This window comes from Vibrio sp. PID17_43 (assembly GCF_002608565.1).
Classification (GTDB): domain Bacteria; phylum Pseudomonadota; class Gammaproteobacteria; order Enterobacterales; family Vibrionaceae; genus Vibrio.
This window is the reverse complement of the sequence record NZ_LIXM01000017.1, coordinates 57,212-83,663: the sequence shown is the minus strand read 5'-3', so window position 1 is coordinate 83,663 and position 26,452 is coordinate 57,212. Positions and strand designations below refer to the sequence as shown.

At 46.5% G+C, this 26,452-nt stretch carries 27 protein-coding genes; 13 read left to right on the top strand and 14 right to left on the bottom strand.

The features are described 5' to 3' along the window. Positions 1-98: 98 nt before the first annotated feature. Positions 99-1,550: an aspartate ammonia-lyase gene (aspA, locus tag AK965_RS13430; RefSeq protein ID WP_099080081.1), complete on the bottom strand. Its 1,452-nt coding sequence runs from the start codon at positions 1,548-1,550 to the stop codon at positions 99-101. 457 nt (positions 1,551-2,007) lie between these two features. On the opposite strand from aspA, the gene AK965_RS13425 reads away from it, so the two are divergent. After that, entirely contained in the window at positions 2,008-2,526 is a 519-nt protein-coding gene (locus AK965_RS13425; protein ID WP_099080080.1) for an FxsA family protein, read from the top strand. Between the two features lie 72 nt (positions 2,527-2,598). On the opposite strand, the gene trmL is transcribed toward AK965_RS13425, so the two are convergent. The 3 genes from trmL to AK965_RS13410 all read right to left on the bottom strand — a co-directional run bounded on the left by trmL (position 2,599) and on the right by AK965_RS13410 (position 5,265). Further along, the gene (gene trmL, locus AK965_RS13420) at positions 2,599-3,078 is read right to left on the bottom strand and encodes a tRNA (uridine(34)/cytosine(34)/5-carboxymethylaminomethyluridine(34)-2'-O)-methyltransferase TrmL (protein WP_099080079.1); all 480 of its coding nucleotides are present in this window, start codon (positions 3,076-3,078) and stop codon (positions 2,599-2,601) included. 103 nt (positions 3,079-3,181) lie between these two features. Beyond that, on the bottom strand, positions 3,182-4,576 hold the full coding sequence (cpxA, locus tag AK965_RS13415) for an envelope stress sensor histidine kinase CpxA (protein WP_099080078.1): 1,395 nt from the start codon (positions 4,574-4,576) through the stop codon (positions 3,182-3,184). Further along, positions 4,576-5,265, bottom strand: a complete 690-nt coding sequence (locus AK965_RS13410) for a response regulator (RefSeq protein ID WP_099080077.1) — start codon at positions 5,263-5,265, stop codon at positions 4,576-4,578. Before AK965_RS13410 ends, cpxA begins: the two co-directional genes overlap by 1 nt. A 177-nt stretch (positions 5,266-5,442) precedes the next feature. On the opposite strand from AK965_RS13410, the gene AK965_RS13405 reads away from it, so the two are divergent. The 4 genes from AK965_RS13405 to pfkA all read left to right on the top strand — a co-directional run bounded on the left by AK965_RS13405 (position 5,443) and on the right by pfkA (position 8,987). After that, complete coding sequence (locus AK965_RS13405; RefSeq protein ID WP_099080076.1) at positions 5,443-5,952, top strand: Spy/CpxP family protein refolding chaperone; 510 nt, start codon at positions 5,443-5,445, stop codon at positions 5,950-5,952. Between the two features lie 245 nt (positions 5,953-6,197). Further along, entirely contained in the window at positions 6,198-6,710 is a 513-nt protein-coding gene (locus AK965_RS13400) for a CpxP family protein (protein WP_099080075.1), read from the top strand. 123 nt (positions 6,711-6,833) lie between these two features. Beyond that, positions 6,834-7,742 carry a CDF family cation-efflux transporter FieF gene (gene fieF, locus AK965_RS13395; RefSeq protein ID WP_099080074.1) on the top strand — a complete coding sequence of 303 codons (909 nt, stop codon included), beginning with the start codon at positions 6,834-6,836 and terminating at the stop codon, positions 7,740-7,742. A 282-nt stretch (positions 7,743-8,024) separates the two neighbouring features. Then, positions 8,025-8,987, top strand: a complete 963-nt coding sequence (gene pfkA / locus AK965_RS13390; protein ID WP_099080073.1) for a 6-phosphofructokinase — start codon at positions 8,025-8,027, stop codon at positions 8,985-8,987. A 65-nt stretch (positions 8,988-9,052) separates the two neighbouring features. Here the strand turns inward: pfkA and AK965_RS13385 are convergent, their stop codons facing one another. Then, on the bottom strand, positions 9,053-10,438 hold the full coding sequence (locus AK965_RS13385; RefSeq protein WP_099080072.1) for an MATE family efflux transporter: 1,386 nt from the start codon (positions 10,436-10,438) through the stop codon (positions 9,053-9,055). Between the two features lie 229 nt (positions 10,439-10,667). Between AK965_RS13385 and AK965_RS13380 the strand changes: the two genes are divergently transcribed. The 3 genes from AK965_RS13380 to AK965_RS13370 all read left to right on the top strand — a co-directional run bounded on the left by AK965_RS13380 (position 10,668) and on the right by AK965_RS13370 (position 13,715). Then, positions 10,668-10,958 carry a co-chaperone GroES gene (locus tag AK965_RS13380; protein WP_005381516.1) on the top strand — a complete coding sequence of 97 codons (291 nt, stop codon included), beginning with the start codon at positions 10,668-10,670 and terminating at the stop codon, positions 10,956-10,958. Positions 10,959-11,034: 76 nt separating this feature from the next. Then, positions 11,035-12,678, top strand: coding sequence for a chaperonin GroEL (gene groL, locus AK965_RS13375; protein ID WP_099080071.1), 1,644 nt, complete (start codon positions 11,035-11,037; stop codon positions 12,676-12,678). 473 nt (positions 12,679-13,151) lie between these two features. Further along, the gene (locus AK965_RS13370) at positions 13,152-13,715 is read left to right on the top strand and encodes a phaC PHA synthase (RefSeq protein WP_172438147.1); all 564 of its coding nucleotides are present in this window, start codon (positions 13,152-13,154) and stop codon (positions 13,713-13,715) included. A gap of 51 nt (positions 13,716-13,766) precedes the next feature. On the opposite strand, the gene AK965_RS13365 is transcribed toward AK965_RS13370, so the two are convergent. Both AK965_RS13365 and epmB read right to left on the bottom strand, forming a co-directional pair. After that, the gene (locus AK965_RS13365; RefSeq protein ID WP_099080069.1) at positions 13,767-14,264 is read right to left on the bottom strand and encodes an MgtC/SapB family protein; all 498 of its coding nucleotides are present in this window, start codon (positions 14,262-14,264) and stop codon (positions 13,767-13,769) included. 95 nt (positions 14,265-14,359) lie between these two features. Then, on the bottom strand, positions 14,360-15,382 hold the full coding sequence (epmB, locus tag AK965_RS13360) for an EF-P beta-lysylation protein EpmB (RefSeq protein ID WP_099080068.1): 1,023 nt from the start codon (positions 15,380-15,382) through the stop codon (positions 14,360-14,362). Between the two features lie 32 nt (positions 15,383-15,414). Here epmB and efp point away from each other — a divergent pair, with 32 nt between their 5' ends. Further along, entirely contained in the window at positions 15,415-15,981 is a 567-nt protein-coding gene (gene efp / locus AK965_RS13355) for an elongation factor P (RefSeq protein ID WP_005425036.1), read from the top strand. Positions 15,982-16,117: 136 nt separating this feature from the next. On the opposite strand, the gene frdD is transcribed toward efp, so the two are convergent. The 4 genes from frdD to frdA are packed head-to-tail and all read right to left on the bottom strand — an operon-like array spanning position 16,118 to position 19,472. Continuing rightward, the gene (frdD, locus tag AK965_RS13350) at positions 16,118-16,495 is read right to left on the bottom strand and encodes a fumarate reductase subunit FrdD (protein ID WP_099080067.1); all 378 of its coding nucleotides are present in this window, start codon (positions 16,493-16,495) and stop codon (positions 16,118-16,120) included. 12 nt (positions 16,496-16,507) lie between these two features. Then, complete coding sequence (frdC, locus tag AK965_RS13345; RefSeq protein WP_099080066.1) at positions 16,508-16,891, bottom strand: fumarate reductase subunit FrdC; 384 nt, start codon at positions 16,889-16,891, stop codon at positions 16,508-16,510. Between the two features lie 2 nt (positions 16,892-16,893). Continuing rightward, positions 16,894-17,652: a succinate dehydrogenase/fumarate reductase iron-sulfur subunit gene (locus AK965_RS13340; protein WP_099080065.1), complete on the bottom strand. Its 759-nt coding sequence runs from the start codon at positions 17,650-17,652 to the stop codon at positions 16,894-16,896. Continuing rightward, positions 17,652-19,472: a fumarate reductase (quinol) flavoprotein subunit gene (frdA, locus tag AK965_RS13335; RefSeq protein WP_099080064.1), complete on the bottom strand. Its 1,821-nt coding sequence runs from the start codon at positions 19,470-19,472 to the stop codon at positions 17,652-17,654. The genes AK965_RS13340 and frdA overlap by 1 nt, the downstream gene beginning before the upstream one ends. A gap of 450 nt (positions 19,473-19,922) precedes the next feature. On the opposite strand from frdA, the gene epmA reads away from it, so the two are divergent. From epmA to AK965_RS13315, 4 genes are all read left to right on the top strand, one after another. Next, positions 19,923-20,894: an elongation factor P--(R)-beta-lysine ligase gene (gene epmA / locus AK965_RS13330; RefSeq protein WP_099080063.1), complete on the top strand. Its 972-nt coding sequence runs from the start codon at positions 19,923-19,925 to the stop codon at positions 20,892-20,894. Positions 20,895-20,902: 8 nt separating this feature from the next. Then, positions 20,903-21,277, top strand: coding sequence for a VanZ family protein (locus tag AK965_RS13325; RefSeq protein ID WP_099080062.1), 375 nt, complete (start codon positions 20,903-20,905; stop codon positions 21,275-21,277). A 21-nt stretch (positions 21,278-21,298) separates the two neighbouring features. Further along, positions 21,299-21,934 carry a TetR/AcrR family transcriptional regulator gene (locus tag AK965_RS13320; protein WP_099080061.1) on the top strand — a complete coding sequence of 212 codons (636 nt, stop codon included), beginning with the start codon at positions 21,299-21,301 and terminating at the stop codon, positions 21,932-21,934. A 177-nt stretch (positions 21,935-22,111) separates the two neighbouring features. Next, positions 22,112-23,068 carry an acetyltransferase gene (locus AK965_RS13315; RefSeq protein WP_099080060.1) on the top strand — a complete coding sequence of 319 codons (957 nt, stop codon included), beginning with the start codon at positions 22,112-22,114 and terminating at the stop codon, positions 23,066-23,068. Between the two features lie 107 nt (positions 23,069-23,175). On the opposite strand, the gene AK965_RS13310 is transcribed toward AK965_RS13315, so the two are convergent. From AK965_RS13310 to gpsA, 3 genes are all read right to left on the bottom strand, one after another. Further along, the gene (locus tag AK965_RS13310; RefSeq protein WP_172438146.1) at positions 23,176-24,324 is read right to left on the bottom strand and encodes a murein hydrolase activator EnvC; all 1,149 of its coding nucleotides are present in this window, start codon (positions 24,322-24,324) and stop codon (positions 23,176-23,178) included. A gap of 26 nt (positions 24,325-24,350) precedes the next feature. Then, complete coding sequence (cysE, locus tag AK965_RS13305; protein WP_099080059.1) at positions 24,351-25,172, bottom strand: serine O-acetyltransferase; 822 nt, start codon at positions 25,170-25,172, stop codon at positions 24,351-24,353. A gap of 78 nt (positions 25,173-25,250) precedes the next feature. Continuing rightward, entirely contained in the window at positions 25,251-26,288 is a 1,038-nt protein-coding gene (gpsA, locus tag AK965_RS13300) for an NAD(P)H-dependent glycerol-3-phosphate dehydrogenase (protein ID WP_099080058.1), read from the bottom strand. Positions 26,289-26,452: the final 164 nt, after the last annotated feature.

Genomic DNA, 26,452 nt, shown 5'->3' with positions numbered 1-26,452 from the left:
AATCGCCGTGGCTCACAGTAATAAAGCTTAGAAAAAGTGTGGCTAACCGTTTAGAAGCCTAAAAAAGGGTCCCGTATGGGACCCATTATTCAATAATATTACTCGTAGCGTTTCGCTTTATAAGTCGGATGCATGAAGTTTTCAACCGATAAGATGTCATCTAGCTCTTCCGCCGTTAATAAACCGCGTTCTAGAACCACATCACGTACGCTCTTACCTGTTTCTGCACAGATCTTACCTACCATATCGCCTTCGTGGTGGCCGATGTATGGGTTTAGGTAAGTCACGATTCCGATAGAATTGTAGACGTAGTTCTCACAAACTTCTTTGTTCACCGTGATGCCATCGATACATTTGTCACGTAGGTTCACACACGCGTTATGTAGCAGAGAGATAGACTCAAACACACTTTGTGCGATCACTGGCTCCATGACGTTTAGCTGTAGCTGGCCGCCTTCTGCTGCGAAAGAAACCGTGTTGTCGTTACCGAGAACTTTGAAGCAAACTTGGTTTACTACTTCTGGGATCACTGGGTTTACTTTCGCTGGCATGATTGAAGAACCAGCTTGCATTTCTGGTAGGTTCAGCTCGTTTAAACCTGAACGTGGACCAGAAGAAAGTAGACGAAGGTCGTTGCAGATCTTCGATAGTTTTACGGCTAGACGTTTTAGTGCACCGTGCGTCATTACGTAAGCACCGCAGTCAGACGTTGCTTCGATTAAGTCTTCTGCTGCAACCACTTCTAGGCCCGTTACTTCAGCTAGGTGTTTCACCGCTAGTGCTTGGTAACCTGTTGGTGCGTTTAGACCGGTACCGATCGCCGTTGCACCTAGGTTGATTTCTAGTAGTAGCTTAGACGTGTAATCTAGTGCACGAATCTCTTCGTTTAGTGTGACTGCCCATGCGTGGAACTCTTGACCCACCGTCATAGGAACCGCATCTTGAAGCTGAGTACGGCCCATCTTCAAGATATTTTTGAATTCTTGAGCTTTAAGTTCGAACGCGCCTTTTAGGTATTCGATCGCTTCCATCAACTGGTGAACACTGTTGTACACCGCGATACGGAAACCCGTTGGGTACGCACAGTTAGTTGATTGGCTCTTGTTTACGTGATCGTTCGGGTTGATGAACTGGTACTGGCCTTTTTCCTTGCCCATCAGTTCAAGCGCAACGTTGGCGATAACTTCGTTCGTGTTCATGTTCACTGACGTGCCCGCACCACCTTGGAATACGTCTGATGGGAACTGATCCATGCACTTACCTGTTTCAAGGATCAAATCACACGCTTCAAGGATGTAGTTTGCTACGTCTTTTGGAATCGCACCTAGCTCTTTGTTTGCTAATGCCGCCGCTTTCTTGGTCATCACCATGCCGCGAACAAATTCAGGCACGTCAGAAATGGTGCTGCTAGAGATATTAAAGTTTTCGATCGCGCGAAGCGTGTGGATGCCGTAGTAAGCATCAGCAGGGACGTGACGTTGACCTAATAGATCTTCTTCGATACGAGTGGCTTGGTTTGCTGTTTTTGGAGCATCAGATAGGGTAGCCATAACAGGATCCTTAGATGATAATTCTGACAATGAAGTTATTTATTAGCCATTTCTGCAGTATAGAGTCCATTCATCAGAGTTTTTGGCTGGAAAATCCGTCCTGACTTATGTTGAACATGATACTGTACCTAGCGCATAAAAATAGTAACTAGATCACCTTTTTCGTTTTTGACACGTCAATAATTTGCAAAGTATGAATGGGATGTTAATAACCATTTGTAGGTAGAGGTTTTATCTCGATAAGCTTGGACTTCAATAGTGTTAAGTTTTTAATTTTCAATAGCTTACATTAACATGTGCGCATCCATTCTTTCTCTTTGTTGCTGTGCATCAGCGCCTAATTCGATAGGGCGTATCTTTCAATTCATTCCCTTGAACATGAACACGCTTTTTTACAACGATTTGTTTGAGCTTAGTACGGCTTTGCCATTACACTGAATTCAACAAAGGAGGGCATGTGTTTCCTATCTTATTATTGGCGTTTATTTTCGTCCCGATCATTGAGATTGGCTTATTTATTCAGGTGGGAGGCTTTTTAGGTCTCTGGCCTACGATTGCATTGGTGCTCATCACGGCGTTTGTCGGCGCGTCATTAGTACGCAGCCAAGGCATTCAGACGATGATGTCGGTACAAGGGCGTCTAGAGAAAGGTGAGCTACCTGCACAGCAAATTTTTGAAGGTGTAATGCTGGCAGTGGCAGGTGTACTGCTATTAACCCCAGGTTTTATGACTGACGCGTTAGGTATGATTGTGCTATTACCTGCGCCGCGCGTGGCGCTGGCTAAGTACTTAATGAGTAAGATGGTGGTGAAGACCATGAATGGTGGTGGCTTCCACGCGAATTACTCAAATCAAGATCCATTTGAGCAAGACCCATTTCGTCGTGACCCGTTTGATTCCAAGTCGGATAACGGCAATACCTTTGAAGGTGAGTACGAACGCAAAGACGACGATGACCGCAATAAGCTAAATTGATAACGGTACAGCTCGTAGAAAAGTAAAAGGGCGCATGATGCGCCCTTTTTTGTATCTTCAGTTTGTGTTGCTTTATAGTGCGCCTTCAAAGCCCATTTGACGCCATGCTTCAAACGCAATGATCGCCACCGCGTTCGATAAGTTTAGGCTACGTGCATCTGGCATCATCGGAATGCGGATTCGTTGTTCCATCGGCAGACTATCAATCACTTCAGCAGGCAAGCCGCGAGTCTCTGGACCAAACATGAGTACGTCACCAGTTTGGTATTGTGGATCTACGTGATGACCGGTCGTTTTTGTAGTACAAGCGAATAGGCGGTAGTTACCTTGTTTCTCTTTGTCTAGGTATGCCAAGAATGCTTGATAGCTCTTATGGCGGGTTACTCGCGCCAAATCGTGGTAATCCAACCCTGCGCGGCGAACTTTCTTCTCTTCCAGATCGAAACCAAGTGGCTCAATCAGGTGAAGATTCGCACCACAGTTAGCACACAGGCGAATGATGTTGCCGGTGTTCGGCGCGATTTCTGGTTCGTATAGAGCGATATCAAACATGGTAATGAATTCGATTGGTTAAAAGAGAAGGGCAGTATATACCTAACTGCTATTGGTATGCATTAGAGAGATGAGCGACGAACGTATTCAGTCGCTCAAATTGTTAGTTGAATAACGGGAGCTCGATCGTGACTCGCAGACCGCCTAACGGACTGCGACTGGCCACGATCGAGCCACTGTGCTGACGAATCGCACTCTCGGTGATGGTTAAGCCTAGTCCCGTTCCTCCTGAGTGACGATCACGAGCAGTAGAGACGCGATAAAACGGGCGGAATATTGCATCCAATTCATCTTCAGGCACTCCATCACCATTATCATCGACGGTAATTTTTAGTGTATCAACGTGGTCTTGAATATCGACGTTTACTTGGTCTTTTCCATAATAAACCGCATTACGGATGATGTTCTCAACGGCGCTCATAAGCAGCTTTGGATTACCAGAAATGGTGCGGTCAGGTAAATCTGAATAGCTGAGCGTCTTGTCCATTTGCTCGGCTTCAAATTGAGCATCCTTGATGATCTCTTCCCATAAGCTGGCAATCGGCTGAGTCTCACGGTTCATATGACTGTTCACTTGCATGCGAGAGAGCTCGAGCAGCTCTGCGATCATCTGTTCAAGGCGCTGTGCTTCGGTGTCAATTCGGATTAACTCAGGGCTTTCACCTTGCTTTCTTGTAGCCAGTGCACTTGCCATTCGTAGGCGAGTCAGTGGTGAGCGTAATTCATGGGAAATATCAGACAACAAACGTTGCTGACCGGAAATCATCTGATTTACCGCTTCAACCATTTGATTAAAGCTCGCTCCTGCTTGACGAAATTCGGTGGTGCCTTTTTCAAGGTTTGGGTCGATAACAAACTCCCCTTTTGCCACACGCTGGGCGGCCGTTTCCAATCGACGTGCGGGCTGGCTTAATGCCCATGCTAGCCACAACAATAGTGGTGTACTCGCCGCCATCACCGCCAATAGTAGCTGCAATGGATGATCAAACAGACGCAACATGATTGGCGGTGGCTGATTCCACTTAAACCCAACGTACATCAAGAGGTCGGAGCCTGCGAGTTGAATCGGCATTGGCCCTGCAATCATATAGTGACCATAAAGTTTTTGCTTTGGCTGTTTTTGATCGTCAATGCTGGTGACAAAGTTTTGCATCGCACGCATGCGAAAATCGCTACTCTCTGCTGAGGTCAGCACGTTTCCATCGTAATCAGAAAAGAACACTTGTGGGCGAGGATCATGCTTGCTAGGGCGATGGCCTTCGACGCTAAATAGGATTTTTCCGAGATTCTTTTCTTTTTGGTACTTCTTTTCAATGCGATCGCGGATTTCAATCATGCGCAGATAGTGATCTTGTGGGATATCGCGAGCTTTACGTGGATCCAAATGGGGCAATGACAGTACGGCCATTAAAACCAAAAACATGGTGAACCAAAAGATGGCAAAGATGCGTCCATACAAGCTATTTATCTTCGGCAGTTTGAAGCGTGACGAGCGCATTAATCCTCCTCAATCAACATGTAACCACGCCCACGTAGGGTTTTAATCCTTGGTTTACCATTGCTTTTATCTGGCAATTTCTTACGTAGGTTAGATACGTGCATATCAATAGCGCGGTCGAAAGCTGCCAAGCGCTTACCAAGCACATCGAGACTCAGTGTCTCTTTGGTCAGTATTTGCCCTGGGTTTTGCACAAAGTGGGTTAGTAGAGCGAATTCTGTGGTGGTTAAGTCCATTAGTGCGTTGTCGCAGTACGCTTCTTGTTTGCCTGGGTAGAGTTTGATTTCTTGGTACTCAATGCAGTCACTATTTTTAGCGCTTTTTTGTGTGCTGCTGGTACGGCGTAAAATCGCACGGATACGCGCCAGCAATTCACGATCACTAAAAGGCTTAGGTAGGTAATCGTCCGCGCCAAGCTCTAGGCCGATCACACGATCAATTTCTTCGCCTTTCGCCGTTAACATCAATACCGGCGTTTCCCAGCTTTCACGTAAGCGTTTTAGGGTTTCCATTCCATTGAGTTTCGGCATCATGACGTCGAGTAAGATAAGATCGATCTCGCTACTCATGGCCATTAAACCTGCTTCGCCATCATTGGCTTCAGTGACGTCAAAACCTTCAAAGCTTAGCACTTCTTTTAGCAAGCTAGTTAGCTCGGTATCGTCATCAATCAAAAGAATGTTTGCCATTTAAGTACCTACTAATCATTCATAGTTGTTCTAATATTACATTGTTATGAGAGTCTGCGAAGCGCCTGAAAATGACTCTTTACGATTATTTACTCTGTTTATGTCTCTTTACTGCATGTACTCAAGATTATTGAGCATGTGGAGAGTTCATCAGTGAATAAAATAAGGAATGTACTTATGAAACGTCTTAAAAGCCGTACTATTGAGATGCTGATACTTCCCTTAGTATTTGCATCGACTAGTGCCATAGCCGATAGCCATGAGCAAGAGTATGATGAAAAATTCCATGACAAATGTGGTATTTCGATGAATTTGGATCGCGGAATGGTGCATCAACTCGATTTAACGGATGAACAAAAAGCGAAGCTAAAATCGATACGAGAAGCGCATAAGCAGGAGAAGAAGCAGACTAATGTTAATCGAAAGGTGGAGCAAAAGGAGCGACATCAGAGAATGCAAGCGATCGTATTAGAGAGTGAGTTTAACCACGCAAAAGCAAACGGGTTTGCTCAAGAGGTGGCCGCGATACAAGCTGAACGAAGTGTTCAAATGATGAAGAATAAACATGAGATGCTGAGCGTATTAACGACGGAACAAAAAGCGAAATTTGTGCAGCTTCAAGATGACCGCCAAAAAGAGTGCAGTAATAAAAGACACCAACGCAATGATTCGAATATGGCTGAATAATGCGTCAAAGCCTCTTTTATATTCTTAATGTACTGATGAGTGTCTGTCACTTACTTCTGGTTTGAACAGGTAACTGGAGCGACCAGGTATTTTCCTTTTATGACGAGAGAGGAAAAATTAATAAAATAGGCCTTTACGCTTATTTACGCTCCTTATACGTTGCTTTACCTGGCAGGTCGTATTCTACACTTAAGTGCTGTGAGAGCAGCTCAATAGAATGACTAACCTGTGTAAGGAATCAAATTATGAAATCTGCAAAAAAATTAGTACTAGCTGCTGTTATCCTACCACTTACTCTAGGTGCAGCGAGCGCATTTGCATTCGGTGGTAAAGATCATCACAAAGGCCCTCGCGGTGAGTGTGGCCAGGGTATGGATCGCGACTTTATGCGTCAACTAGACCTAACGGATGCACAAAAAGATAAGCTAAAAGAAATGCGTAAAGCAAACAAAGCGGACATGAAAGCCAACTATGCAGAGCATCACCAAGCTCGCACGGCAGAACGTCAAGCCCATCACGCGAAAATGCAAGCATTGCTGTTGGCTGATAACTTTGACGAGGCAGCTGCAAACGACCTAGCAAAAGAGATGGTTGAGAAGCAAACTGAGCGCCGCGTGAAGATGATGGAGAAAAAGCACCAGATGCTGAGCGTTCTGACACCTGAGCAAAAAGTGAAATTTGTTGAACTTCAAAAAGAGCGTCAACAAGAGTGTGGTGAAAAAATGCAAAAGCGCATGCAAAAACACCATAGCAGCTAATTGTGAGCTGAATGAATCCTAAGGGGCAGTCACCGTACTGCCCCTTTTTGATCCTGTAATGTCATACTCATTAATACCGTAACGAGGTATAATCAACACACGGCTTGAGTTAACTCCTTGATTATGAAATACCAATATGCACGACTCGTCACAACTGCGGCATGGGCTGCAACCATTGTGGCGACACTTCTTCTCATTATGAAAGTCATCACCTGGTGGGTGACCGGTTCTGTCAGTCTGTTGGCATCGTTAATTGACTCGATGCTGGACATTGCAGCTTCGGTAGTGAACCTCATCGTGGTTCGCTTCGCCTTACAACCTGCTGACCGAGAGCACACCTTTGGGCATGGTAAAGCGGAGTCGTTAGCGGCGTTAGCGCAAGCGATGTTTATTTCTGGTTCGGCGGTTTTCCTCATCTTAAATGGTATCGAGCGTTTCTTCCGTCCTCAGGATTTGCATGCCCCTGAATTGGGGGTTTACGTATCACTATTCGCCATTGTTGTGACCTTGGGGTTAGTGATGTTCCAAAAGCACGTCGTGCGCGTCACTGGCAGTCAGGCAATTGCGGCAGATTCTCTGCATTACCAAACTGACCTATATATGAATGCGGCCATTATGGTGGCATTGGGTCTTAGCTACTTTGGTGTGACGCAAGCCGATGCGGCGTTTGCGGTGGGAATCGGCATCTTTATTCTTTACAGCGCATTTAAGATGGTCACTGAGGCGATTCAAACCTTACTTGACCGACAGTTACCGGAAGAAGAGCTTGAGCAAATTCGTGCGGAATGTTTTGAAGTAGAGGGGGTGTTAGGTGTGCACCAACTGCGTACACGCATGTCCGGACCAACGCGTTTTATCCAGCTGCATTTGGAATTGGATGATAATTTACGCCTGATTGAAGCGCACCTTATTGCAGATAAGGTGGAAGATAAGTTATTGGCGCGATTCCCAGAGGCCGATGTTTTGATCCATCAAGACCCGATATCGGTGGTGTTTGGACCAGAGAAAGAGCAAAAAGCACAAGATTGGTAGTAATCCAAAAATCGGTAGCACTAACGACAAATAGGCGCTTATTGACTATCTTTCCATCAATACTTATTAAGAATCTTGATCCTGATGTGAATCAACAAAGTCACCAAGATAAACTGTAATACTCTTACATAAGTAGAAAAGTTACATAAAAATGTGTGTTTTCATTGGTATTCCTATTGAGGAAATGTAACATAACGCACAGTTCTGGATTATGCGGCTTGCTTGGTAACAAGAAGCCAAAAAGAAAATTAAATAATTGATTGCCAAAGTTCGAGGGTGAGCATGATTAAGAAGATCGGTGTTTTAACAAGTGGCGGTGACGCACCTGGTATGAACGCTGCAGTTCGCGGCGTAGTACGTACCGCACTATCTGAGGGATTGGAAGTTTTCGGTGTGTACGATGGCTACCTAGGTCTTTACGAAGGCCGCATCGAGCCACTAGATCGTTCTAGTGTTTCTGATGTGATCAACAAAGGTGGTACGTTCCTAGGTTCAGCTCGTTTCCCTGAGTTCAAGGAAGTGGCAGTACGCGAAAAAGCGATTGAGAACCTAAAAAAACACGGTATCGATGCACTGGTTGTGATCGGTGGTGACGGTTCTTACATGGGGGCGAAGAAACTGACAGAAATGGGTTACCCATGTATCGGTCTGCCAGGCACAATCGATAATGACATCGCAGGTACGGATTACACGATCGGTTACCTAACGGCACTAAACACCGTTATCGATGCAATTGACCGCCTGCGCGACACGTCTTCTTCCCACCAGCGTATTTCTATCGTAGAAATCATGGGTCGTCACTGTGGTGACTTGACTCTGATGTCTGCTATCGCAGGTGGCTGTGAGTACATCATTACTCCAGAAACGGGCCTAGATAAAGAGAAGCTGATCGGTAACATCCAAGACGGTATCGCAAAAGGCAAAAAACACGCCATCATTGCGCTTACTGAGCTGATGATGGATGCAAACGAATTGGCGAAAGAGATTGAAGCGGCAACGGGTCGTGAAACTCGTGCAACCGTTCTTGGTCACATCCAGCGTGGTGGTCGTCCAACAGCATTCGACCGTGTTCTTGCATCTCGCATGGGTAATTATGCGGTTCACCTACTAATAGAAGGCCACGGCGGCCGTTGTGTTGGTATCGTGAAAGAGCAGCTAGTTCACCACGACATCATCGATGCAATCGAGAACATGAAGCGTCCAGTACGCAGCGACCTTTACCAAGTTGCTGAAGAGTTATTCTAAGTTAGCTTGAATAAGTCAAAATATAAAAACCGCGATGATCCGCGGTTTTTTTTATCTGAGTTTTGTTACTCAGAAGCCACTTGATGTGTTGCCAAAGTGACGCGTCGTTCGCGCAGAGCAAACAAATAACCCAAGACCCCACCTAGCGTGTTACCAAGTGCAATGCCGATAAACAACCCTTCAATGCTGTACACCTGACTGCCAATCCATGCCGCTGGTAAGGTAAACACAAACAAACGCATAAAACTCCATTGGAAGGCGCGTAGGGGCTTGTGCATCGCGTTAAAACCGCTCACCAACATCATTACAATACCTTGGAATCCGTAACTGAACGGTACGACTAGAAGGTAATGCCACAATTGGTTTTCTACAGCTGCTTCCTGAGAGAACAGTGCGGCAAGAGGGATGCTCAGTGGAACCATCGCTAAGAATATAAAGCCTTGGAATATCACGGCAAATCGCATGCTGAGAAACCAGCCAGCAAAAGCACGAGCGGGATTTTTCGCGCCAAAGTTCTGTGCCATGAAGGGGGTTAGGGCAGAGGTGAGAGACATCAATACGAGAATCAAAATTGACTCAATACGTTGGGCTGCACCATAGGCCGCGACCGCAGCGGTACCGTGGCTTGATAGCATCATCATCAGAATCGCACCAGACAGAGGGGTCATCGCATTCGACAGTGCAGCAGGAGTGCCGATTTTGAGGGTTTGTTGCCAATCTTGCTTGATGAACGACCATTTAATGGAAGCCAGCAATTTTTCTCGTTTCACCAACACATAAAAAGAGCCCAATAAAGCCCCAAGCCAGCTTAACGCACTGGCAATCGCAGCACCTTGAATGCCTAATTTAGGAAATGGACCGTAGCCGAAAATAAGCAACGGATCGAGTAAGCCATTAATTAATCCTGCAAGCATCATGATTTTTGCGGGCGTTTTGGTATCTCCTGACGCACGGATGGCACTGTTACCTGCCATTGGAATCACCAACAAGGGTATGGTCAGATACCAAACCTGCATGTACTGTTCGATGAGAGGGATGGAGTCCTCTTTCGCACCCAATAGACGAAACAAGGGGTCAATGGTGAAGAAGCCCAGAGTTGAAGCTATCGTTACCAGCAATACGGCTAACAACAAACCGTGACTCGTGAAACGTGCCGCTTGTGGCGCATGCCCCTGCCCGAGTAAGTGGCCAATGTTAGTTGAAAGCCCCATTCCGATGCCCATGGTGATGCAGTTCACCGCAAAAGTGACAGGAAAGGTATAGCTGATGGCTGCCAGTGCTTGCGTACCCAGCAGAGAGATAAAGAAAGTGTCGACCAGGTTAAACATCAAAATGGCGATCATGCCCATGGTCATGGGAACAGTCATCTTGCGTAAGGTGTCGGGAATGGGCGCGGTCAACAAACCATGTTTATCGTCGGCCTGATTGTCCGGCTTATTCTTTTCCAGCATTTTTGACATCTAATCTGGTGAGGGAGCTGCAAGGATACAAGAAAGCAGGAAAGCGGGCGAGTGGGCATTTCGAACGCAAACCGTTGCTTAACTGTTCGATCTTTTAACTAAGTCACAAAAAACTCTCTTTCACCCCTTGGGATTCATAGTGTTGTCCCTAATATACTTAACGTGCCCTCTTCGCGGGCAATTATCAAATACACATGGAAATTTTCAGGAGAGACGACCAATGAACATTCGTCCATTACATGACCGAGTTATTGTTGAACGTAAAGAAGTTGAATCTAAGTCAGCTGGTGGCATTGTTTTAACTGGCTCTGCTGCGGAAAAATCGACTCGCGGTGTAGTTCTTGCTGTAGGCAAGGGCCGTATTCTAGAAAACGGCACAGTGCTACCACTGGACGTCAAAGTTGGTGATACTGTTATCTTCGCTGAAGGTTACGGCACTAAGACTGAAAAAATCGACGGTAAAGAAGTGCTTGTGATGTCTGAAAACGACATTATGGCGATCGTTGAGTAATAGCAATCGTTGAGTAATTTTTTGCTCTGATTTAAAAACGAACTCGAACTTAAAGAATTTAGAAAGGAAATCAAAGATGGCTGCTAAAGACGTTAAATTTGGTAATGATGCAAGAGTTAAAATGCTAGAAGGCGTAAACGTTCTAGCGGACGCAGTAAAAGTAACACTGGGTCCTAAAGGCCGTAATGTAGTTCTAGACAAATCTTTTGGTGCACCAACCATCACTAAAGATGGCGTATCAGTAGCGCGTGAAATTGAACTGGAAGACAAATTCCAGAACATGGGCGCACAAATGGTTAAAGAAGTGGCATCTAAAGCAAACGACGCAGCGGGTGACGGTACAACAACAGCAACAGTACTAGCGCAAGCAATCGTAAACGAAGGTCTAAAAGCAGTTGCGGCGGGTATGAACCCAATGGACCTTAAGCGTGGTATCGACAAGGCGGTTATCGCAGCGGTTGAGCAACTAAAAGAGCTGTCTGTTGAGTGTAACGACACCAAAGCTATTGCACAGGTTGGTACTATCTCTGCGAACTCTGACGTAAGCGTTGGTAACATCATTGCAGAAGCGATGGAAAAAGTAGGCCGCGACGGTGTTATCACGGTTGAAGAAGGTCAAGCGCTACAAGATGAACTAGACGTGGTTGAAGGTATGCAGTTTGACCGCGGTTACTTATCTCCTTACTTCATCAACAACCAAGAAGCGGGCTCTGTTGATCTAGAAAACCCATTCATCCTTCTAGTAGACAAGAAAATCTCGAACATTCGTGAACTTCTTCCTGCTCTAGAAGCGGTTGCTAAAGCGTCTCGTCCACTGCTTATCATCGCTGAAGATGTAGAAGGCGAAGCATTAGCAACGCTAGTTGTGAACAACATGCGTGGCATCGTGAAAGTAGCAGCGGTTAAAGCACCTGGTTTCGGTGACCGTCGTAAAGCAATGCTGCAAGACATCGCCATCCTAACTGGTGGTATCGTGATTTCTGAAGAAGTGGGTCTAGAGCTAGAAAAAGTAGCACTAGAAGACCTAGGCCAAGCGAAACGCGTTGCAATCACGAAAGAAAACACCACCATCATCGATGGCGCGGGTGAAGAAGCAATGATCCAAGGTCGTGTTGCTCAAATCCGTCAGCAAATTGAAGATGCAACTTCAGACTACGACAAAGAGAAACTACAAGAGCGTGTTGCTAAGTTAGCAGGCGGTGTTGCAGTCATCAAAGTTGGTGCAGCAACTGAAGTTGAAATGAAAGAGAAGAAAGACCGCGTAGAAGATGCACTACACGCGACTCGCGCAGCGGTTGAAGAAGGTGTGGTTGCTGGTGGTGGTGTTGCACTAATCCGTGCGGCATCTAAGATTGTTGACCTACAAGGCGACAACGAAGAGCAAAACGTTGGTATCCGCGTTGCACTACGAGCAATGGAAGCGCCACTTCGTCAAATCACGAAGAACGCAGGTGACGAAGAGTCAGTCGTTGCGAATAACGTGAAAGCGGGTGAGGGTTCTTATGGTTACAACGCAGCAACAGGCGAATACGGCGATATGCTTGAGATGGGTATCCTAGATCCAACTAAAGTAACTCGTTCAGCTCTACAATTCGCGGCATCAGTTGCCGGTCTAATGATCACAACAGAAGCGATGGTGACTGACCTACCACAAAAAGATGGCGGTATGCCTGATATGGGTGGTATGGGCGGTATGGGTGGTATGGGCGGCATGATGTAATAGCCAGCCTATCTCTTTGCTCTAAGGCTTAATTACCGTGTCGAGCATGCACATTTACTAGCGTAAACTGCGCGTGCTCTCCTTGTTCTAAAGTCATAGAGCGGTGAGCTAGACTACCGATAAAGTTCGATAAGCCGAGGTTTATGCCTCGGTTTTTTCGTTGCTGTCATGCGGAATCGTTCGGCTTTAGAGGGCGTCGCGCATTTTACTTAATGGGTCTTCATTCCAAATCTGAGGGCTACATGAAAAAACGAGAGCTTGCTGTCTAAACAAAACTTGCGGTAAAACGGCACTATTGTGCGGGATTGTGTGCTTAATGTCAGTAAATGTGTTTAAAATCAACACCGTAAATTAATTTTAAGGGTGGTAAGGCTTTTAAATATGACTTCCTGTTACCAAAAAACCAGTTAAAATAGCGCAAGTTCTGAACACTACACTGTGTTGTAAATGAAATACTTCCTCTGGAGATAAAAATGAAAAAGCTTATGACGTCATTGGCTGTTGCAGCCGTTATTGCCTCACCTGTTGCCCTTGCTGACAGTACGCCAGTTATGTTCTCTACGATTGATGACACTAACGTACCATCTAACTCTTCTGTTGGCGGTGTTCGTTTATCAGTTCTTCACGGTCAAGTGAACGAAGTGAAAGGTGTCGACTTCTCCCTACTTGGTATGTCTGAAACAGACCGCACAACAGGTGTTAACTTTGGTCTTTTCTTTGGTGCGTCTAAAGTAAACCAAGAAATGAAAGGTGTATCGCTAGGTTTATTCAACTGGAACCAAGGCCAAACAACCGGTCTTAACCTAGGTGCGGTAAACGTAACGAATAACGTTGAAGGTCTTAACTGGAGTGCGGTGAACTACTCTGAAGGCTACACAATGGCGGATATCGGTCTGGCAAGTATCTCTAAAAAATCGAACTTCCAACTTGGTTTCTTTAACATGACAAACCAAATCGACGGCGTTCAGATTGGTCTTCTAAATTGTGCGGACAACGGTTTCTTCAAGTGTTTCCCAATCGTGAACTTTGCTAAATAAGTTCAGTGAACACAGATACAAAAAGGCCCCGATACTATATCGGGGCCTTTTTTATTTTACGATGCGAGTGGACGTTTTTCGCTGTTGCATCTTTTGGTGTACCCCGCGACGCAAGGCTTTGATGCGGTTTTCTGCTTTGTCTACACCAAGCAGTACCGTTAGTGCTAATAAGGTAATAATGATGGATTGTGTCAGATAGCCAAGTCCTATCATCAAGCCTAATCCAGCCAGCATCCAAATGACCGCGGCTGAGGTCACTCCGTGGATCTTTCCGTCTTGAGCCATCATCACCCCTGCACCTAAGAAGCCAACGCCTGTGATGATCTGGCCAAGTACGCGAGCTTGGTCGAGCGTGTTTGGCGACAAAGAAACCGCCATCGACATAAACAAGTAAGTGCCTGAGATCACGAGAATTGCGGTACGAATACCTACGGGCTTACCACGAGTTTGGCGCTCTATACCGATCATCAAGCCATTGATAGCACAGCAAAGTAATGCCGCCCAACTGAATGGACCAAGATCGACATAGTGTTCAAAAGTTGCTTGCATCTTAACCTCCAAATTTGCGGAGTATGCATAGATAAGACCGCCTGAGCGAACAAAAGCTTTTATTTGTTACGACAAAATCCTATACGAGTAACACGCTACTCTAAGTGCAGATCCAGTGGCGTTTTACTTGGGCGGCCGCCGATTTCTCGGGCTAGCTTAGGCACCAGATAACCAGAAACTCGCGTAATGACACCGCGCATGATTGCTTTGGCTTCTTCGTCTGATACAAAGTAGTGCGCCGCACCTTGGACTTTATCTAAGACATGCAAGTAGTAAGGTAGAATGCCAGCATCAAACAGCGCTTCGTTTAGTGCCACTTGTGCTTCAACGCTGTTGTTGACGTCTTTAAGTAATACGGCTTGGTTTAGCAAGGTCACTCCGGCTTGCTTCAGCTTCGCCATTTGAGCGGCAAATTCAGCGTTGATCTCGTTAGCGTGGTTAATGTGCGTCACCAACACGATTTGTAGGCGAGAAGCGCGAAGTAGCTGGCATAGCTCATCAGTGATACGAGCAGGAATCACCACAGGCAAACGACTGTGAATACGCAGGCGTTTGATGTGTGGGATTTGTGCGATGTGCTCCAATAGCCAGTGGATCTCATCGTCTTTGGCCATTAACGGGTCGCCACCAGAGAAGATCACTTCGTTCAACTCGGGTTGCTTCGTCATGTATTCCAGACATTGAGCCCACACTTGTTTGCCGCTCTTATTCTCTTGATAAGGGAAGTGACGACGGAAACAGTAACGGCAGTTCACCGCACAGCCACCTTTTACGATCATCAACGCGCGGTTGCGATACTTGTGCAGTAACCCTGGGATCTCATTATCTTGCTCTTCGAGAGGATCGTCGGAATAGCCTGCATGCACTTCAAACTCTTCGCTCAAAGGCAATACTTGACGTAAAAGTGGATCGTAAGGATTGCCTTTTTCCATCCTTTCGACAAAACTTTGCGGTACACGCTGTACAAACAGCTTGCGCGCAGCAAACCCGTCTTGCCACGGAGAAGGATCTATTTCCAATATTTCCAGCAATTTTGCAGGATCTGAGATCCCATTCGCTAACTGTTTGAGCCAGTTTTGCTCAACAGATTCGACTTTTCGGGTTATTATGTGCGGCATTGAATTTAGCTCTAAGAATGTAAGAGGAAAAAATGGCTACAGTTAGCACCAATGAATTTAAAGGCGGCCTTAAGTTAATGCTTGATAACGAGCCTTGTGTAATTCTGGAAAACGAATATGTTAAACCAGGTAAAGGCCAAGCATTCAACCGCGTTAAAATTCGTAAACTTCTTTCTGGTAAAGTGCTAGAGAAAACATTCAAGTCTGGTGACACTTGTGAAGTGGCAGACGTAATGGATATCGACCTAGATTATCTATATTCAGACGGCGAATTCTACCACTTTATGAACAACGAAACTTTCGAGCAGATCGCTGCAGACGCGAAAGCGGTTGGCGATAACGCTAAGTGGTTGGTAGAAAACAACACTTGTATGATCACACTTTGGAACGGTAACCCAATTACTGTGACTCCACCAAACTTCGTTGAGCTAGAAGTGACGGATACCGATCCAGGTCTGAAAGGTGATACTCAAGGTACTGGTGGTAAACCAGCTACGCTATCAACTGGCGCTGTTGTACGTGTTCCACTATTCATCGCAATCGGTGAAGTGATCAAAGTTGACACTCGTACTGCTGAATACGTAGGTCGTGTGAAGTAATTCACGTTTCCCTGAAAAAGGTCGCTTTGGCGGCCTTTTTTGTTACTTGCGTGTCAATAAGCCAAAAGATCACGAGTGATCCAAAGCAATAAAAAAAGCTGGCTTAGAGCCAGCTTCTTTATTTTTATGCCATCTTTTAAATCATAAAGACAAAGATAACGGCGAGTGCAGAGATAAGACCAGCAAACGCGTAACATGCGATTTTACCTACCACACCGGTGTGGAATTTAAGGTCGTGCATGCCGTGGTGTAGACGGTGCATTGCATGCCACATTGGCAGTGCTAGCGTACCGATGATGAACAGTGCGCCAATGATGCTGGTTGCGAACTCAGACACGCGATCAAAGCTCATAGCTTCTGCATCAATGATGCCTAGTGGAACTAGGATACCCAGTACCAGTACCGTGATTGGTGTGATCATCGCAAACCAAGTACCACCGGCACCAAATAGACCCCACCAGATTGGCTCATCAGAACGTTTCGGCGCTGTATTAACACTATAATTCGGTTTCATTACTCAAGCTCCTTACACCACGATGAGAACGATCAGTGAGATGAACGCCACTGCTGCCCACTGAGTCAGAACGATGATTTTCTTATCCACTGGTTTGCCTTTCAAACGAATAGGCATTACCTGTGGCATCATGCTGAAGAACGTTTGTGCGTGGAATAGGCTACCTAATAGTGCAACGATGTTGATCGCGATTACGATAGGGTTTGCCATGAACGCCAACCAAGCTTGCCAAGCTTCAGGGCCTTTCACTAGTGAACCTAGACCGAAAGTCAGGAAAATAGTGAATAGGATCAAAGGAAGCACTGTCGCTTCACGTAGCATGTAGAAGCGGTAGAAAGGATGATCTTTCCACCAAGTGCGTTTTACTTCACGAACGTAAGGTTTACGGTTGCTCATCCTTATGCCTCCACTTTTTTCGGTGAACCATCAGGTTTCAACATCGCAATCACGAAGTCCATAGAAGACTCCACTTTGCCTTGGTTTACTGCCGCTGCAGGATCCACGTTCTTCGGACAAACTTCAGAACAGTAACCTACAAACGTACAACCCCAAGCGCCGTTTTCACCGTTGATCAGCTTCATACGCTCATCTTTACCGTTGTCACGGCTGTCTAGGTTGTAACGGTGTGCCAGAGTCAGTGCTGCAGGGCCGATGAACTCTGGGTTCAAGCCGAACTGAGGACATGCCGCGTAGCACAGACCACAGTTGATACAGCCAGCAAACTGCTTATACTTCGCCATTTGCTCAGGCGTTTGCAAGTTCGTGCCGTCTTCTGGTTTGCGGTCGTTACCAATGATGTATGGTTTTATGGCTTCTAGGCGCTCGATGAATGGCGTCATGTCGACAATCAAATCTTTCTCGATTGGGAAGTTCGCAAGTGGCTCGATAGTCACGCCATTTGGGTAGTCACGTAGGAAGCTCTTACAAGCAAGCTTAGGTACGTTGTTTACCATGATGCCGCAAGAACCACAGATCGCCATACGACAAGACCAACGGTAAGACAGGTTTTTATCTAAGTGGTCTTTGATGTAGCCAAGCGCATCAAGCACAGACAGGGTTTCATCAAATGGCACTTCGTAGGTTTGAGTGTATGGTTCTGCGTCTTTTTCTGGGTCGTAACGCAGAACGTTCACTTTTTGAATGCGGTTTGCTGACATTATGCTTGCTCCTCTGCGTTCTTCGCTTCTGCTTCAGCGGCTTTTTCAGCTGCTGCCGCTTTCTCTGCCGCTTCACCGTATAGACGTGCTTTTGGTTGAGACTTAGTGATCTTCACGCCGCTGTAGTCGATAGTTGGTGCTGCGTCTGCTCGGAAGAAAGCAAGCGAGTGCTTCAAGAAGTTCTCATCGTCACGCTCTGTGCAACCGTCATCTAGACGCTGGTGTGCTCCGCGAGATTCTTTACGTAGGATTGCAGAGTGGACCATCGCTTCAGCAACCTCTAGGCCGTAGCCTACTTCAATTGCGTATAGAAGGTCAGTGTTGAATACTTTGCCTTTATCTTTGATGCTGATTTTCTTGTAACGCTCTTTCAGCTCGGTGATTTTCTCGATGGTTGCTTGCATCAAATCTTCTTGACGGTAGATACCACAGCCCGCTTCCATGGTGTGACCCATTTCAGTGCGGATATCCGCCCAGTTTTCATCGCCATCTTGGTTCATCAGTGCTTCGATGCGAGCTTCAACCGCTTTCACTTGAACCGTGATTGACTCTTCGTTCCAGCCTTTGAATTCCGCTGCGCGTTTCACCGCTTGTTCACCAGCAACGCGGCCAAATACCACGAATTCAGCCAGTGAGTTAGAACCTAGACGGTTTGCTCCGTGAAGACCAACAGACGCACATTCACCAACCGCGAACAGACCTTTGATGCGAGTTTCACATTCGCCGTTCGTTTCAATACCACCCATGGTGTAGTGAACCGTTGGACGAATTGGAATTGGCTCTTTTGCAGGATCAACGTTCACGTAAGCTTTCGCTAGCTCGCAGATGAACGGTAGACGCTCTTGTAGGTACTCTTCACCGAGGTGGCGAAGATCTAGATGCACCACGTCACCAAGAGGGTGTTTGATGGTGTTGCCTTTCTGTTGCTCGTGCCAGAAAGCTTGAGAAACTTTGTCACGTGGACCCAGTTCCATGTATTTGTTTTTCGGCTCGCCCACTGGAGTCTCTGGGCCCATACCGTAATCTTGCAGGTAACGGTAGCCATTTTTGTTGACGATGATACCGCCTTCACCACGACAACCTTCGGTCATTAGAATACCTGTGCCTGGAAGACCGGTTGGGTGGTACTGAACGAATTCCATATCACGTAGAGGAACGCCGTGACGGTAAGCCATTGCCATGCCGTCGCCCGTTACGATGCCACCGTTGGTGTTACAGTGGTAAACGCGTCCGGCGCCACCTGTTGCTAGCACGACAGATTTCGCCTTGATGGTAACCAATTCACCTTCAGACATGTGGATGGCAATCAGACCTTGGGCTTCACCTTCATCAACAAGCAAGTCGACAACAAAGTATTCATCGAAACGTTTGATGTTGTCGTACTTCATCGACGTCTGGAATAGTGTGTGAAGCATGTGGAAGCCAGTTTTATCTGCAGCGAACCAAGTACGTTCAACCTTCATACCACCAAAGCGGCGTACGTTGACTTCACCGTTCTCTTTACGACTCCATGGGCAACCCCATTGCTCCATCTGGATCATTTCGCGAGTCGCGTTCTCTACAAAGTATTCAACAACGTCCTGTTCACATAGCCAGTCACCACCACCAACCGTATCGTTGAAGTGGTTGTCTAAGCTATCTTCATCCTTGATAACTGCGGCTGAACCACCTTCTGCTGCAACCGTGTGGGAGCGCATTGGGTAAACTTTAGAAATAAGTGCTACTTCTAAGTCTGGGTTTGCTTCAGCTGCTGCAATAGCAGTACGAAGACCAGCGCCGCCTGCGCCGATGACTGCGATATCTGTGGTGATAATTTGCACAGTTATCCTCCAGTGTGTGATTGCGGAAATCCGCTTGTTATTGTGAGTGAGAGGGGGCCTGATTTGGGCTATCCCTCAAAAGTATTATGGTTAGTGTAGGGGAGGCCTTTGGCAGAAAAATTGATGTATTTGGTTTTTTTCTCCGGTAATGCACATGAGAGCATAGAAATTTAAGGTTATGTGACTGCTATCACGACCTGAATCCCATGGTATATAAAGGTCAATCTCACCAATGTTACCTGACTGTTGCGTAACATAACCCTCGTTGATAATAGGATTACTAACGGTGTTTTTTTGCGCTGTAATACGAATAACTCTGGCTTCAGAATAAATTGCCTGTTATTTGGTTTTTTCAGGGATGAGAACAAGCGTAATCCCTCTTCTCTGGACTAGGAAAAACATGCAAAAATTGCTACTTTCCTCTATTCCCCAATATTTAAGAATCTTGTAATGCAAACGACCTGGCAACCTACCGCTTCTATAGAGCAACTCCGTCAACGTGCGGCGTTGATTATGGCTATTCGTCAATTTTTTGCCGAGCGAGAGGTGATGGAAGTCGACACGCCAGCCATGAGCCATGCGACCGTGACCGACATTCATTTGCATACCTTTCAGACCGAGTTTGTTGGGCCTGGCTATGCGGATGGTAGTAAACTGTTCTTTATGACCAGTCCAGAGTTCCATATGAAGCGTTTGCTCGCAGCGGGCAGTGGCTGTATCTACCAAATCAACAAAGCTTTTCGTAACGAAGAGAATGGCCGTTACCATAACCCTGAGTTCACCATGCTAGAGTGGTACCGCATTGGTTTTGACCACCATAAATTGATGGACGAGATAAACGATCTTCTGCAACGGGTACTGAAGTGTGGCGCAGCAGAGCGCATGACTTACCAACAAGCCTTTATTGATGTACTGGGTGTGTGCCCATTAGAAGGCTCGATGCAAGAGCTAAAAGCGGTTGCAGCTAAGCTGGGGCTGAGTGACATTGCAGAACCTGAAGAAGATCGCGATACTTTGTTGCAACTGCTGTTTAGTATTGGTGTCGAAGCGAAGATTGGTCAACAAGTGCCGGCTTTTGTTTATGACTTCCCGGCATCACAGGCGGCGCTGGCAAAAATCAATCTACAAGATCATCGTGTTGCCGATCGTTTTGAGGTCTACTTTAAAGGGATTGAGTTGGCGAATGGCTTTCATGAATTGGATAACCCAAAAGAGCAACTGGCGCGTTTTGAACAAGACAATGCCAAACGTCTTGAAATGGGGTTAAAACCACAGCCGATCGATTACCACCTGATTGGTGCATTAGAAGCGGGATTACCCGATTGTGCCGGTGTGGCGCTTGGTGTGGATCGTCTGATTATGCTTGCTCTCGGGTGTGACCATATTGACCAAGTCACCGCTTTTCCATTCCCAATCGCATAGGAACTACCATGAACCTGGCCGCAGCCCGTATTATTCTATTGAGTTTTGGCTCATTGATCGCTTACTTGTCCTTGAGCTCTGGCGATTTGCAAGATTGGGGCAATATTGCTTACTTAGATAAGGTGCAGCATGCCATGGCCTACAGTGGTTTTGCTTTCTTAGGCTGTTTTTGTGTATCACAGTGGCGTCTGCGTTGGGCCATTGCGATGGGCATATTACTATTTAGCGGTGTGATTGAAATCCTACAGGGGTATGTAGGCAGACAACCCTCTTGGTATGACTTAATTGCTAACGCCAGCGGCATTCTCACTGGTCTGCTATGTTACCGTATTGGGAGCCTCTATCGACCTAGATTGGTGAAGTCGCTATACTCGATTCGATAATCAAGAGGGAATACGATAACAATGAAAACGCGTGACAAGATCGTCTATGCGGCACTGGAGTTGTTCAATCAACACGGTGAGCGCAACATCACCACTAACCATATTGCTGATTATATTGAAATCAGCCCTGGCAATTTGTATTACCATTTCCGCAATAAGCAAGAAATTGTACGAGAGATCTTTGGGCTATACTCTGCAGAGTTGCTAGAGAGATTCACGCCAATTCAGGGCTCGCAGGAGAGTCTGGCCATGCTGAAAAGTTACCTCGACTCGATCTTCACTTTGATGTGGAAATACCGCTTTTTCTACGCGAATTTGCCAGAAATCCTATCGCGAGATGATAGGCTCCATGATCAATACATTGATGTTCAAGAAAAACTGCAAGCGAATTTGATTGCGATTATGCAAGAGTTTGTATCACTGAACTTGCTGAATGTCGATCAACAACAGCTAAAGTCATTGGTATGCTCGCTGCATTTGATTGCTTGCAGTTGGTTGGCTTACCAATCGGCGATGTCACCAAAGACTGAAATTACCGAGCAAATGGTGAAGCAAGGCATGCTACAAATGCTAAATGTTGTGAAACCAGTTGCCACAGAGCAAGGCATGGAGCAGTTACTGCTGCTTGAAGAAGCGCTAAGTACTCTCCATTGTTAATGCGTCTTCCCTCCTTGTTGAACGTAAAAAAGAGCCCGGACTTGCTCTCGATATTTTGAGCGCTGTTCTCATTTCTGAGTCCCCCTTGAGTTGACTTGCAGCGCACACTACGAACAATGATGTCTATTCAGCGTCATCAGTTTGGGCGTGACTTTTCGATAAAGGATCTATCGCATAATGAATTACGACATTTTTAATGGTGATGCGGACGGTATTATTGCTCTCCTACAATGGCGTTTCGCCGACCCTCTTGATGCGGTGTTGATCACTGGCGTAAAGCGCGATATCAAGCTGTTGGAAAAGGTTGAAGTGAAAGTAGGCGATGAGTTGGTGGTGTTGGACATTTCAATGGAAAAGAACATGGTAGGTTTAGAGCAAGCTTTGGCTCAAGGCGTGCATGTGTTTTACGCTGATCATCATAAAGCGGGTGAGATTCCTCAACACGGTAATTTAGACGCGCACATCGACCTTGATGCCAACATGTGTACCGCTTTGATTGTCGATCAGTTGCTGGAAGGGCGTTTCCACACTTGGGCGATCACTGCTGCTTATGGCGATAACTTGATTGCTAAAGCAGATGCGCTGGCAGATAAAGCGGGACTCAGTGAAGAGCAAAAAGCGCAGTTAAAAGAACTTGGTACATTGATTAACTACAACGGCTACGGTGCTAAAGTCGATGACCTTCATTTCCACCCCGCTGATTTGTACCAAGCGTTAAAGCAATACGTTTCACCATTCGATGCGATTGCAGATAAAGCCTCACCTTACTACCAATTGCAATCGGCTTATCAGCAAGACATGGATGCGACACTAGCCGTTCCTGCAACTCATGAAAGTGCTAAGCTCAAGCTGTTTGAACTGCCAAACAATGCGGCATCACGCCGAATCAGTGGTGTTTATGGCAACTGGCTTGCAAACCAAAATCCAGACTCTGCGCATGCGGTGTTAACTGAAAATGCCGATGGCACTTACACGGTTTCTCTTCGTGCCCCGCTGAATAACAAGCAAGGCGCAGTGGCTGTGTGCGGGCAATTCCCAACTGGTGGCGGTCGAGAAGCCGCCGCGGGCATCAATGCGTTAAGCAAAGACAATGTGAGCGCCTTTATTGATGCGGTCGAGGCCTACTACGCATAACATTTTCCAGAATATGAATACGACAAAGGAGCCGAATGGCTCCTTTGTTTTTTTGTTATGTTATGTAATGTAATGGCGCTGCTTAGAACTGCGATTATAAACGGCAGCTATAAACGCTTTAACCAAGACTTTGGGTTTTGCGCTTCGCTGTTACGGCGAATCTCGAAGTAGAGTGAGGCGCGCTCTTGACCACCGGTATCCCCCGCTAGGGCAATAACTTCACCTGCGGTTACCTTATCGCCTTCTTTCTTGGTCAAGGCTTGGTTGTAGCCGTAAAGTGTCATGTCGCCTTTACCGTGGTCGATCAGTACTACTAAGCCATAGCCGCGTAAGTATTCGGCAAATACCACGGTGCCCGGGTAAACCGCTTTAACTTGTTGGCCGTAGCTGGCGGACAATACCATACCTTTCCAGTTAACTTGACCGGTTTGTTTGGTGCCGAAGTTATGCAGCACGTGGCCTTTCAGTGGCCATGGCAGTTTGCCGCGTTGTTTCGCGATACCGTCCATAGGTACGGCATTACGTTTCGCGGCTTTGGCAATCTCAGCTTTTAGACGGGTTTCGTTGCGTTGTAATTCGGCTAGGTAACGCTTGTCATCTTTGATGCTCTTTTGAATCTTGTTCAGCGTCCCTTTACGTTGCGACTGTGTACTTGCCAAAGATGAACGCTTTTCCGATTGCTGTTTGAGCAAGGTTTCAATTTGTGCTTTTTCGAGCTCAAGTTGATTCTTGTTGTGCGCCAACTCTTGGGTAGTTTGGGTGATCGCTTCGATCACTTTTGCACGCGATTTAGCAAGGTGCTGGAAGTATTGGCTGATGCGGTCTTCCTCTACGCCTTCATTAAGAAGGTGTCCATTGGCCTTGGCTCGCTCGGTCACATAGTAGGTTTGCAGCAACTGCTTCAGCTCTTCTTCTTGCGTCTGACGCTGAGCTTCTTGCAGAGCAATCTTCTCTTCCAACTTATTGATGTATTGATCCGCTTGCGCCAAGTCAGTTTTGGTCTGCTTGATCTCGTGCTCTAATTTAGAGATACCGAGTTCTTGGTTTTTCAGCGATTTTTGCAGATCGTTAAGTTGTTTTTCTTGAGAAGTCAGCGATTTTTTCTGGCGATTGATTTCGCTAGATACGCCTTTGAGCTCTTGCTGACTGGCAGCCGAAGAGGTGAGGGGATATGTGGCAGATAAAGCACAAGTTAATAACATAGCCGAGCGTAGCACTGGGTGATTTTGTTTTCGCACTTGAGGGTTACCTACCACATTATTGCCAAAGGTTCAGATGACGATTAAATACCATCCCCGTGGATAAAGCTTTGCGATTTGCCATTAAAGCCTTGATCCATATCGAGAGAAGGTTTGTCCGTTTTCGGACGACCAACGATTTTTGCAGGCACACCAGCCACGGTTGTGTGCGGCGGCACTGCTTGCAATACCACGGAGCAAGAGCCAATTTTTGCGCCTTCGCCTACTTCGATGTTGCCAAGAATCTTTGCTCCTGCGCCGATCATTACGCCTTCACGAATTTTCGGGTGGCGGTCTCCGCATTCTTTACCGGTACCACCAAGTGTGACATCTTGCAGAATCGATACGTCGTTTTCGACAACGGCCGTTTCACCAATCACGATGCCGGTCGCATGATCTAGCATGATACCACTACCAATATGCGCTGCAGGGTGAATATCGACCTGACATGCAACAGAAATCTGGTTTTGTAGGTAAGTCGCAAGCGCGTGACGGCCTTGCTTCCACAACCAGTTAGCCACTCGGTAGCCTTGCAGGGCATGGTAGCCCTTTAGGTACAGTAACGGCATTGAGTACATTGACACCGCTGGGTCGCGATTAACCGTGGCACAAATGTCACAAGCGGCACTGTCCGTAATTGTTGGATCAGCGGCAAAGGCTTCCTCAACGACTTCACGCACTGCCATTGCGGGCATGGATGCAGTGTTCAATTTGTTGGCCAGAATGTAGCTCAGTGCAGCGCACAAACTTTCATGCTTGATGATGGTCGCATGATAAAAGCTCGCCAGCATCGGCTCCTGCTCTGACATCTCACGGGCTTCTGAAACAATTTTGTCCCAGACTTTTTGTTTTTCGCAGTGCTTCATTCTCAATATCCTGAGTGGTTCTTTCGTGACCCGACAACTTCTATTCTTCTCAGATGAGGTGCAAAGGCGTGTAGCGTGCTACTTTCCTTCGGCTTTTTTGTCACGAGCAAGTAAATCTTGCGCTGCCAGGCGTGCATCCTTTCCTTGATACAGAACTTGATATATTTGGTCAACAATTGGCATCTCAACGCCCATGCGCTGGGATAGCATCCAAACTTCCTTAGTGTTGCGGTAGCCTTCAACCACCTGACCGATTTCTTCTTGTGCTTTATCGACGTCTTTGCCTTGGCCTAACGCTAAACCGAAGCGGCGGTTACGAGATTGGTTATCAGTACAGGTTAGAACAAGATCACCCAAGCCAGCCATGCCCATAAAGGTTTCAGGTTGTGCACCAAGTGCGGCACCAAGGCGGCTCATTTCTGCCAGACCTCGAGTAATCAGTGCCGTACGTGCGTTGGCACCAAAGCCGATGCCATCTGACATGCCAGCGCCAATCGCGATAACGTTTTTCACCGCACCACCAAGTTGCATGCCGATGAAGTCATTATTGGCATAGACGCGGAAGGTTTTGCTGCAGTGAATCTTTTCTTGCAGATCAGCAACAAAATCCGCATCTGGAGAAGCTACCGAGATAGCCGTTGGCATGCCCATCGCCAGCTCTTTTGCAAACGTTGGGCCTGATAGTACAGCAAGCGAATAGCTTTCACCGATAATGTCGAACGCCACTTCTTTTAGCAGGCGACCCGTTTCAGGCTCAAGGCCTTTGGTTGCCCAACAGATACGAGAGTCTTCGCGCAAGAAAGGTTTGCAGCTATTTAAAACGATGCCAAAGACATGGCTCGGAACGACAACTAACAAGTCACGGCTTGCTTGAACGGCCTTTTCTAAATCCGATTCAATAATCAAGCTCTCTGGGAAATCGATTCCAGGTAGGAATTCATAGTTAGCACGGTCTGCTTCAAGGCGTGCCATGTGCTCTGGCTCATGGCCCCAAAGGATGATGTTCGCGCCGTTGCGAGCAAGGGAAATTGCTAAAGAAGTACCGTATGATCCCGCACCAATCACCGTCATTGCGATGTCTTTACCGTAAGCATTGTTGGTATTTGCTTGTGTCATGCTACCGCCTAATTATCTTTCTACTAGTAGAATCTAGTTCATAATCGCCAGATTTTACGATCTCTAGGGGCTAGGAACTAGGATCTTTCAGAAATAAAAAATGCACATTGCATCGCTAGTTGGACGCTTTGTGCATTTTCTTCAGGTATAGGACGTGAACTCAT

Coding starts and splice junctions, on each gene's coding strand:
- aspA (WP_099080081.1), bottom strand. CDS start 1,550: ATGGCTACCCTATCTGATGCTCCAAAAACAGCAAACCAAGCCACTCGT.
- trmL (WP_099080079.1), bottom strand. CDS start 3,078: ATGTTTGATATCGCTCTATACGAACCAGAAATCGCGCCGAACACCGGC.
- cpxA (WP_099080078.1), bottom strand. CDS start 4,576: ATGCGCTCGTCACGCTTCAAACTGCCGAAGATAAATAGCTTGTATGGA.
- AK965_RS13410 (WP_099080077.1), bottom strand. CDS start 5,265: ATGGCAAACATTCTTTTGATTGATGACGATACCGAGCTAACTAGCTTG.
- AK965_RS13405 (WP_099080076.1), top strand. CDS start 5,443: ATGAAACGTCTTAAAAGCCGTACTATTGAGATGCTGATACTTCCCTTA.
- AK965_RS13400 (WP_099080075.1), top strand. CDS start 6,198: ATGAAATCTGCAAAAAAATTAGTACTAGCTGCTGTTATCCTACCACTT.
- fieF (WP_099080074.1), top strand. CDS start 6,834: ATGAAATACCAATATGCACGACTCGTCACAACTGCGGCATGGGCTGCA.
- pfkA (WP_099080073.1), top strand. CDS start 8,025: ATGATTAAGAAGATCGGTGTTTTAACAAGTGGCGGTGACGCACCTGGT.
- AK965_RS13385 (WP_099080072.1), bottom strand. CDS start 10,438: ATGCTGGAAAAGAATAAGCCGGACAATCAGGCCGACGATAAACATGGT.
- AK965_RS13380 (WP_005381516.1), top strand. CDS start 10,668: ATGAACATTCGTCCATTACATGACCGAGTTATTGTTGAACGTAAAGAA.
- groL (WP_099080071.1), top strand. CDS start 11,035: ATGGCTGCTAAAGACGTTAAATTTGGTAATGATGCAAGAGTTAAAATG.
- AK965_RS13370 (WP_172438147.1), top strand. CDS start 13,152: ATGAAAAAGCTTATGACGTCATTGGCTGTTGCAGCCGTTATTGCCTCA.
- AK965_RS13365 (WP_099080069.1), bottom strand. CDS start 14,264: ATGCAAGCAACTTTTGAACACTATGTCGATCTTGGTCCATTCAGTTGG.
- epmB (WP_099080068.1), bottom strand. CDS start 15,382: ATGCCGCACATAATAACCCGAAAAGTCGAATCTGTTGAGCAAAACTGG.
- efp (WP_005425036.1), top strand. CDS start 15,415: ATGGCTACAGTTAGCACCAATGAATTTAAAGGCGGCCTTAAGTTAATG.
- frdD (WP_099080067.1), bottom strand. CDS start 16,495: ATGAAACCGAATTATAGTGTTAATACAGCGCCGAAACGTTCTGATGAG.
- frdC (WP_099080066.1), bottom strand. CDS start 16,891: ATGAGCAACCGTAAACCTTACGTTCGTGAAGTAAAACGCACTTGGTGG.
- AK965_RS13340 (WP_099080065.1), bottom strand. CDS start 17,652: ATGTCAGCAAACCGCATTCAAAAAGTGAACGTTCTGCGTTACGACCCA.
- epmA (WP_099080063.1), top strand. CDS start 19,923: ATGCAAACGACCTGGCAACCTACCGCTTCTATAGAGCAACTCCGTCAA.
- AK965_RS13325 (WP_099080062.1), top strand. CDS start 20,903: ATGAACCTGGCCGCAGCCCGTATTATTCTATTGAGTTTTGGCTCATTG.
- AK965_RS13320 (WP_099080061.1), top strand. CDS start 21,299: ATGAAAACGCGTGACAAGATCGTCTATGCGGCACTGGAGTTGTTCAAT.
- AK965_RS13315 (WP_099080060.1), top strand. CDS start 22,112: ATGAATTACGACATTTTTAATGGTGATGCGGACGGTATTATTGCTCTC.
- cysE (WP_099080059.1), bottom strand. CDS start 25,172: ATGAAGCACTGCGAAAAACAAAAAGTCTGGGACAAAATTGTTTCAGAA.
- gpsA (WP_099080058.1), bottom strand. CDS start 26,288: ATGACACAAGCAAATACCAACAATGCTTACGGTAAAGACATCGCAATG.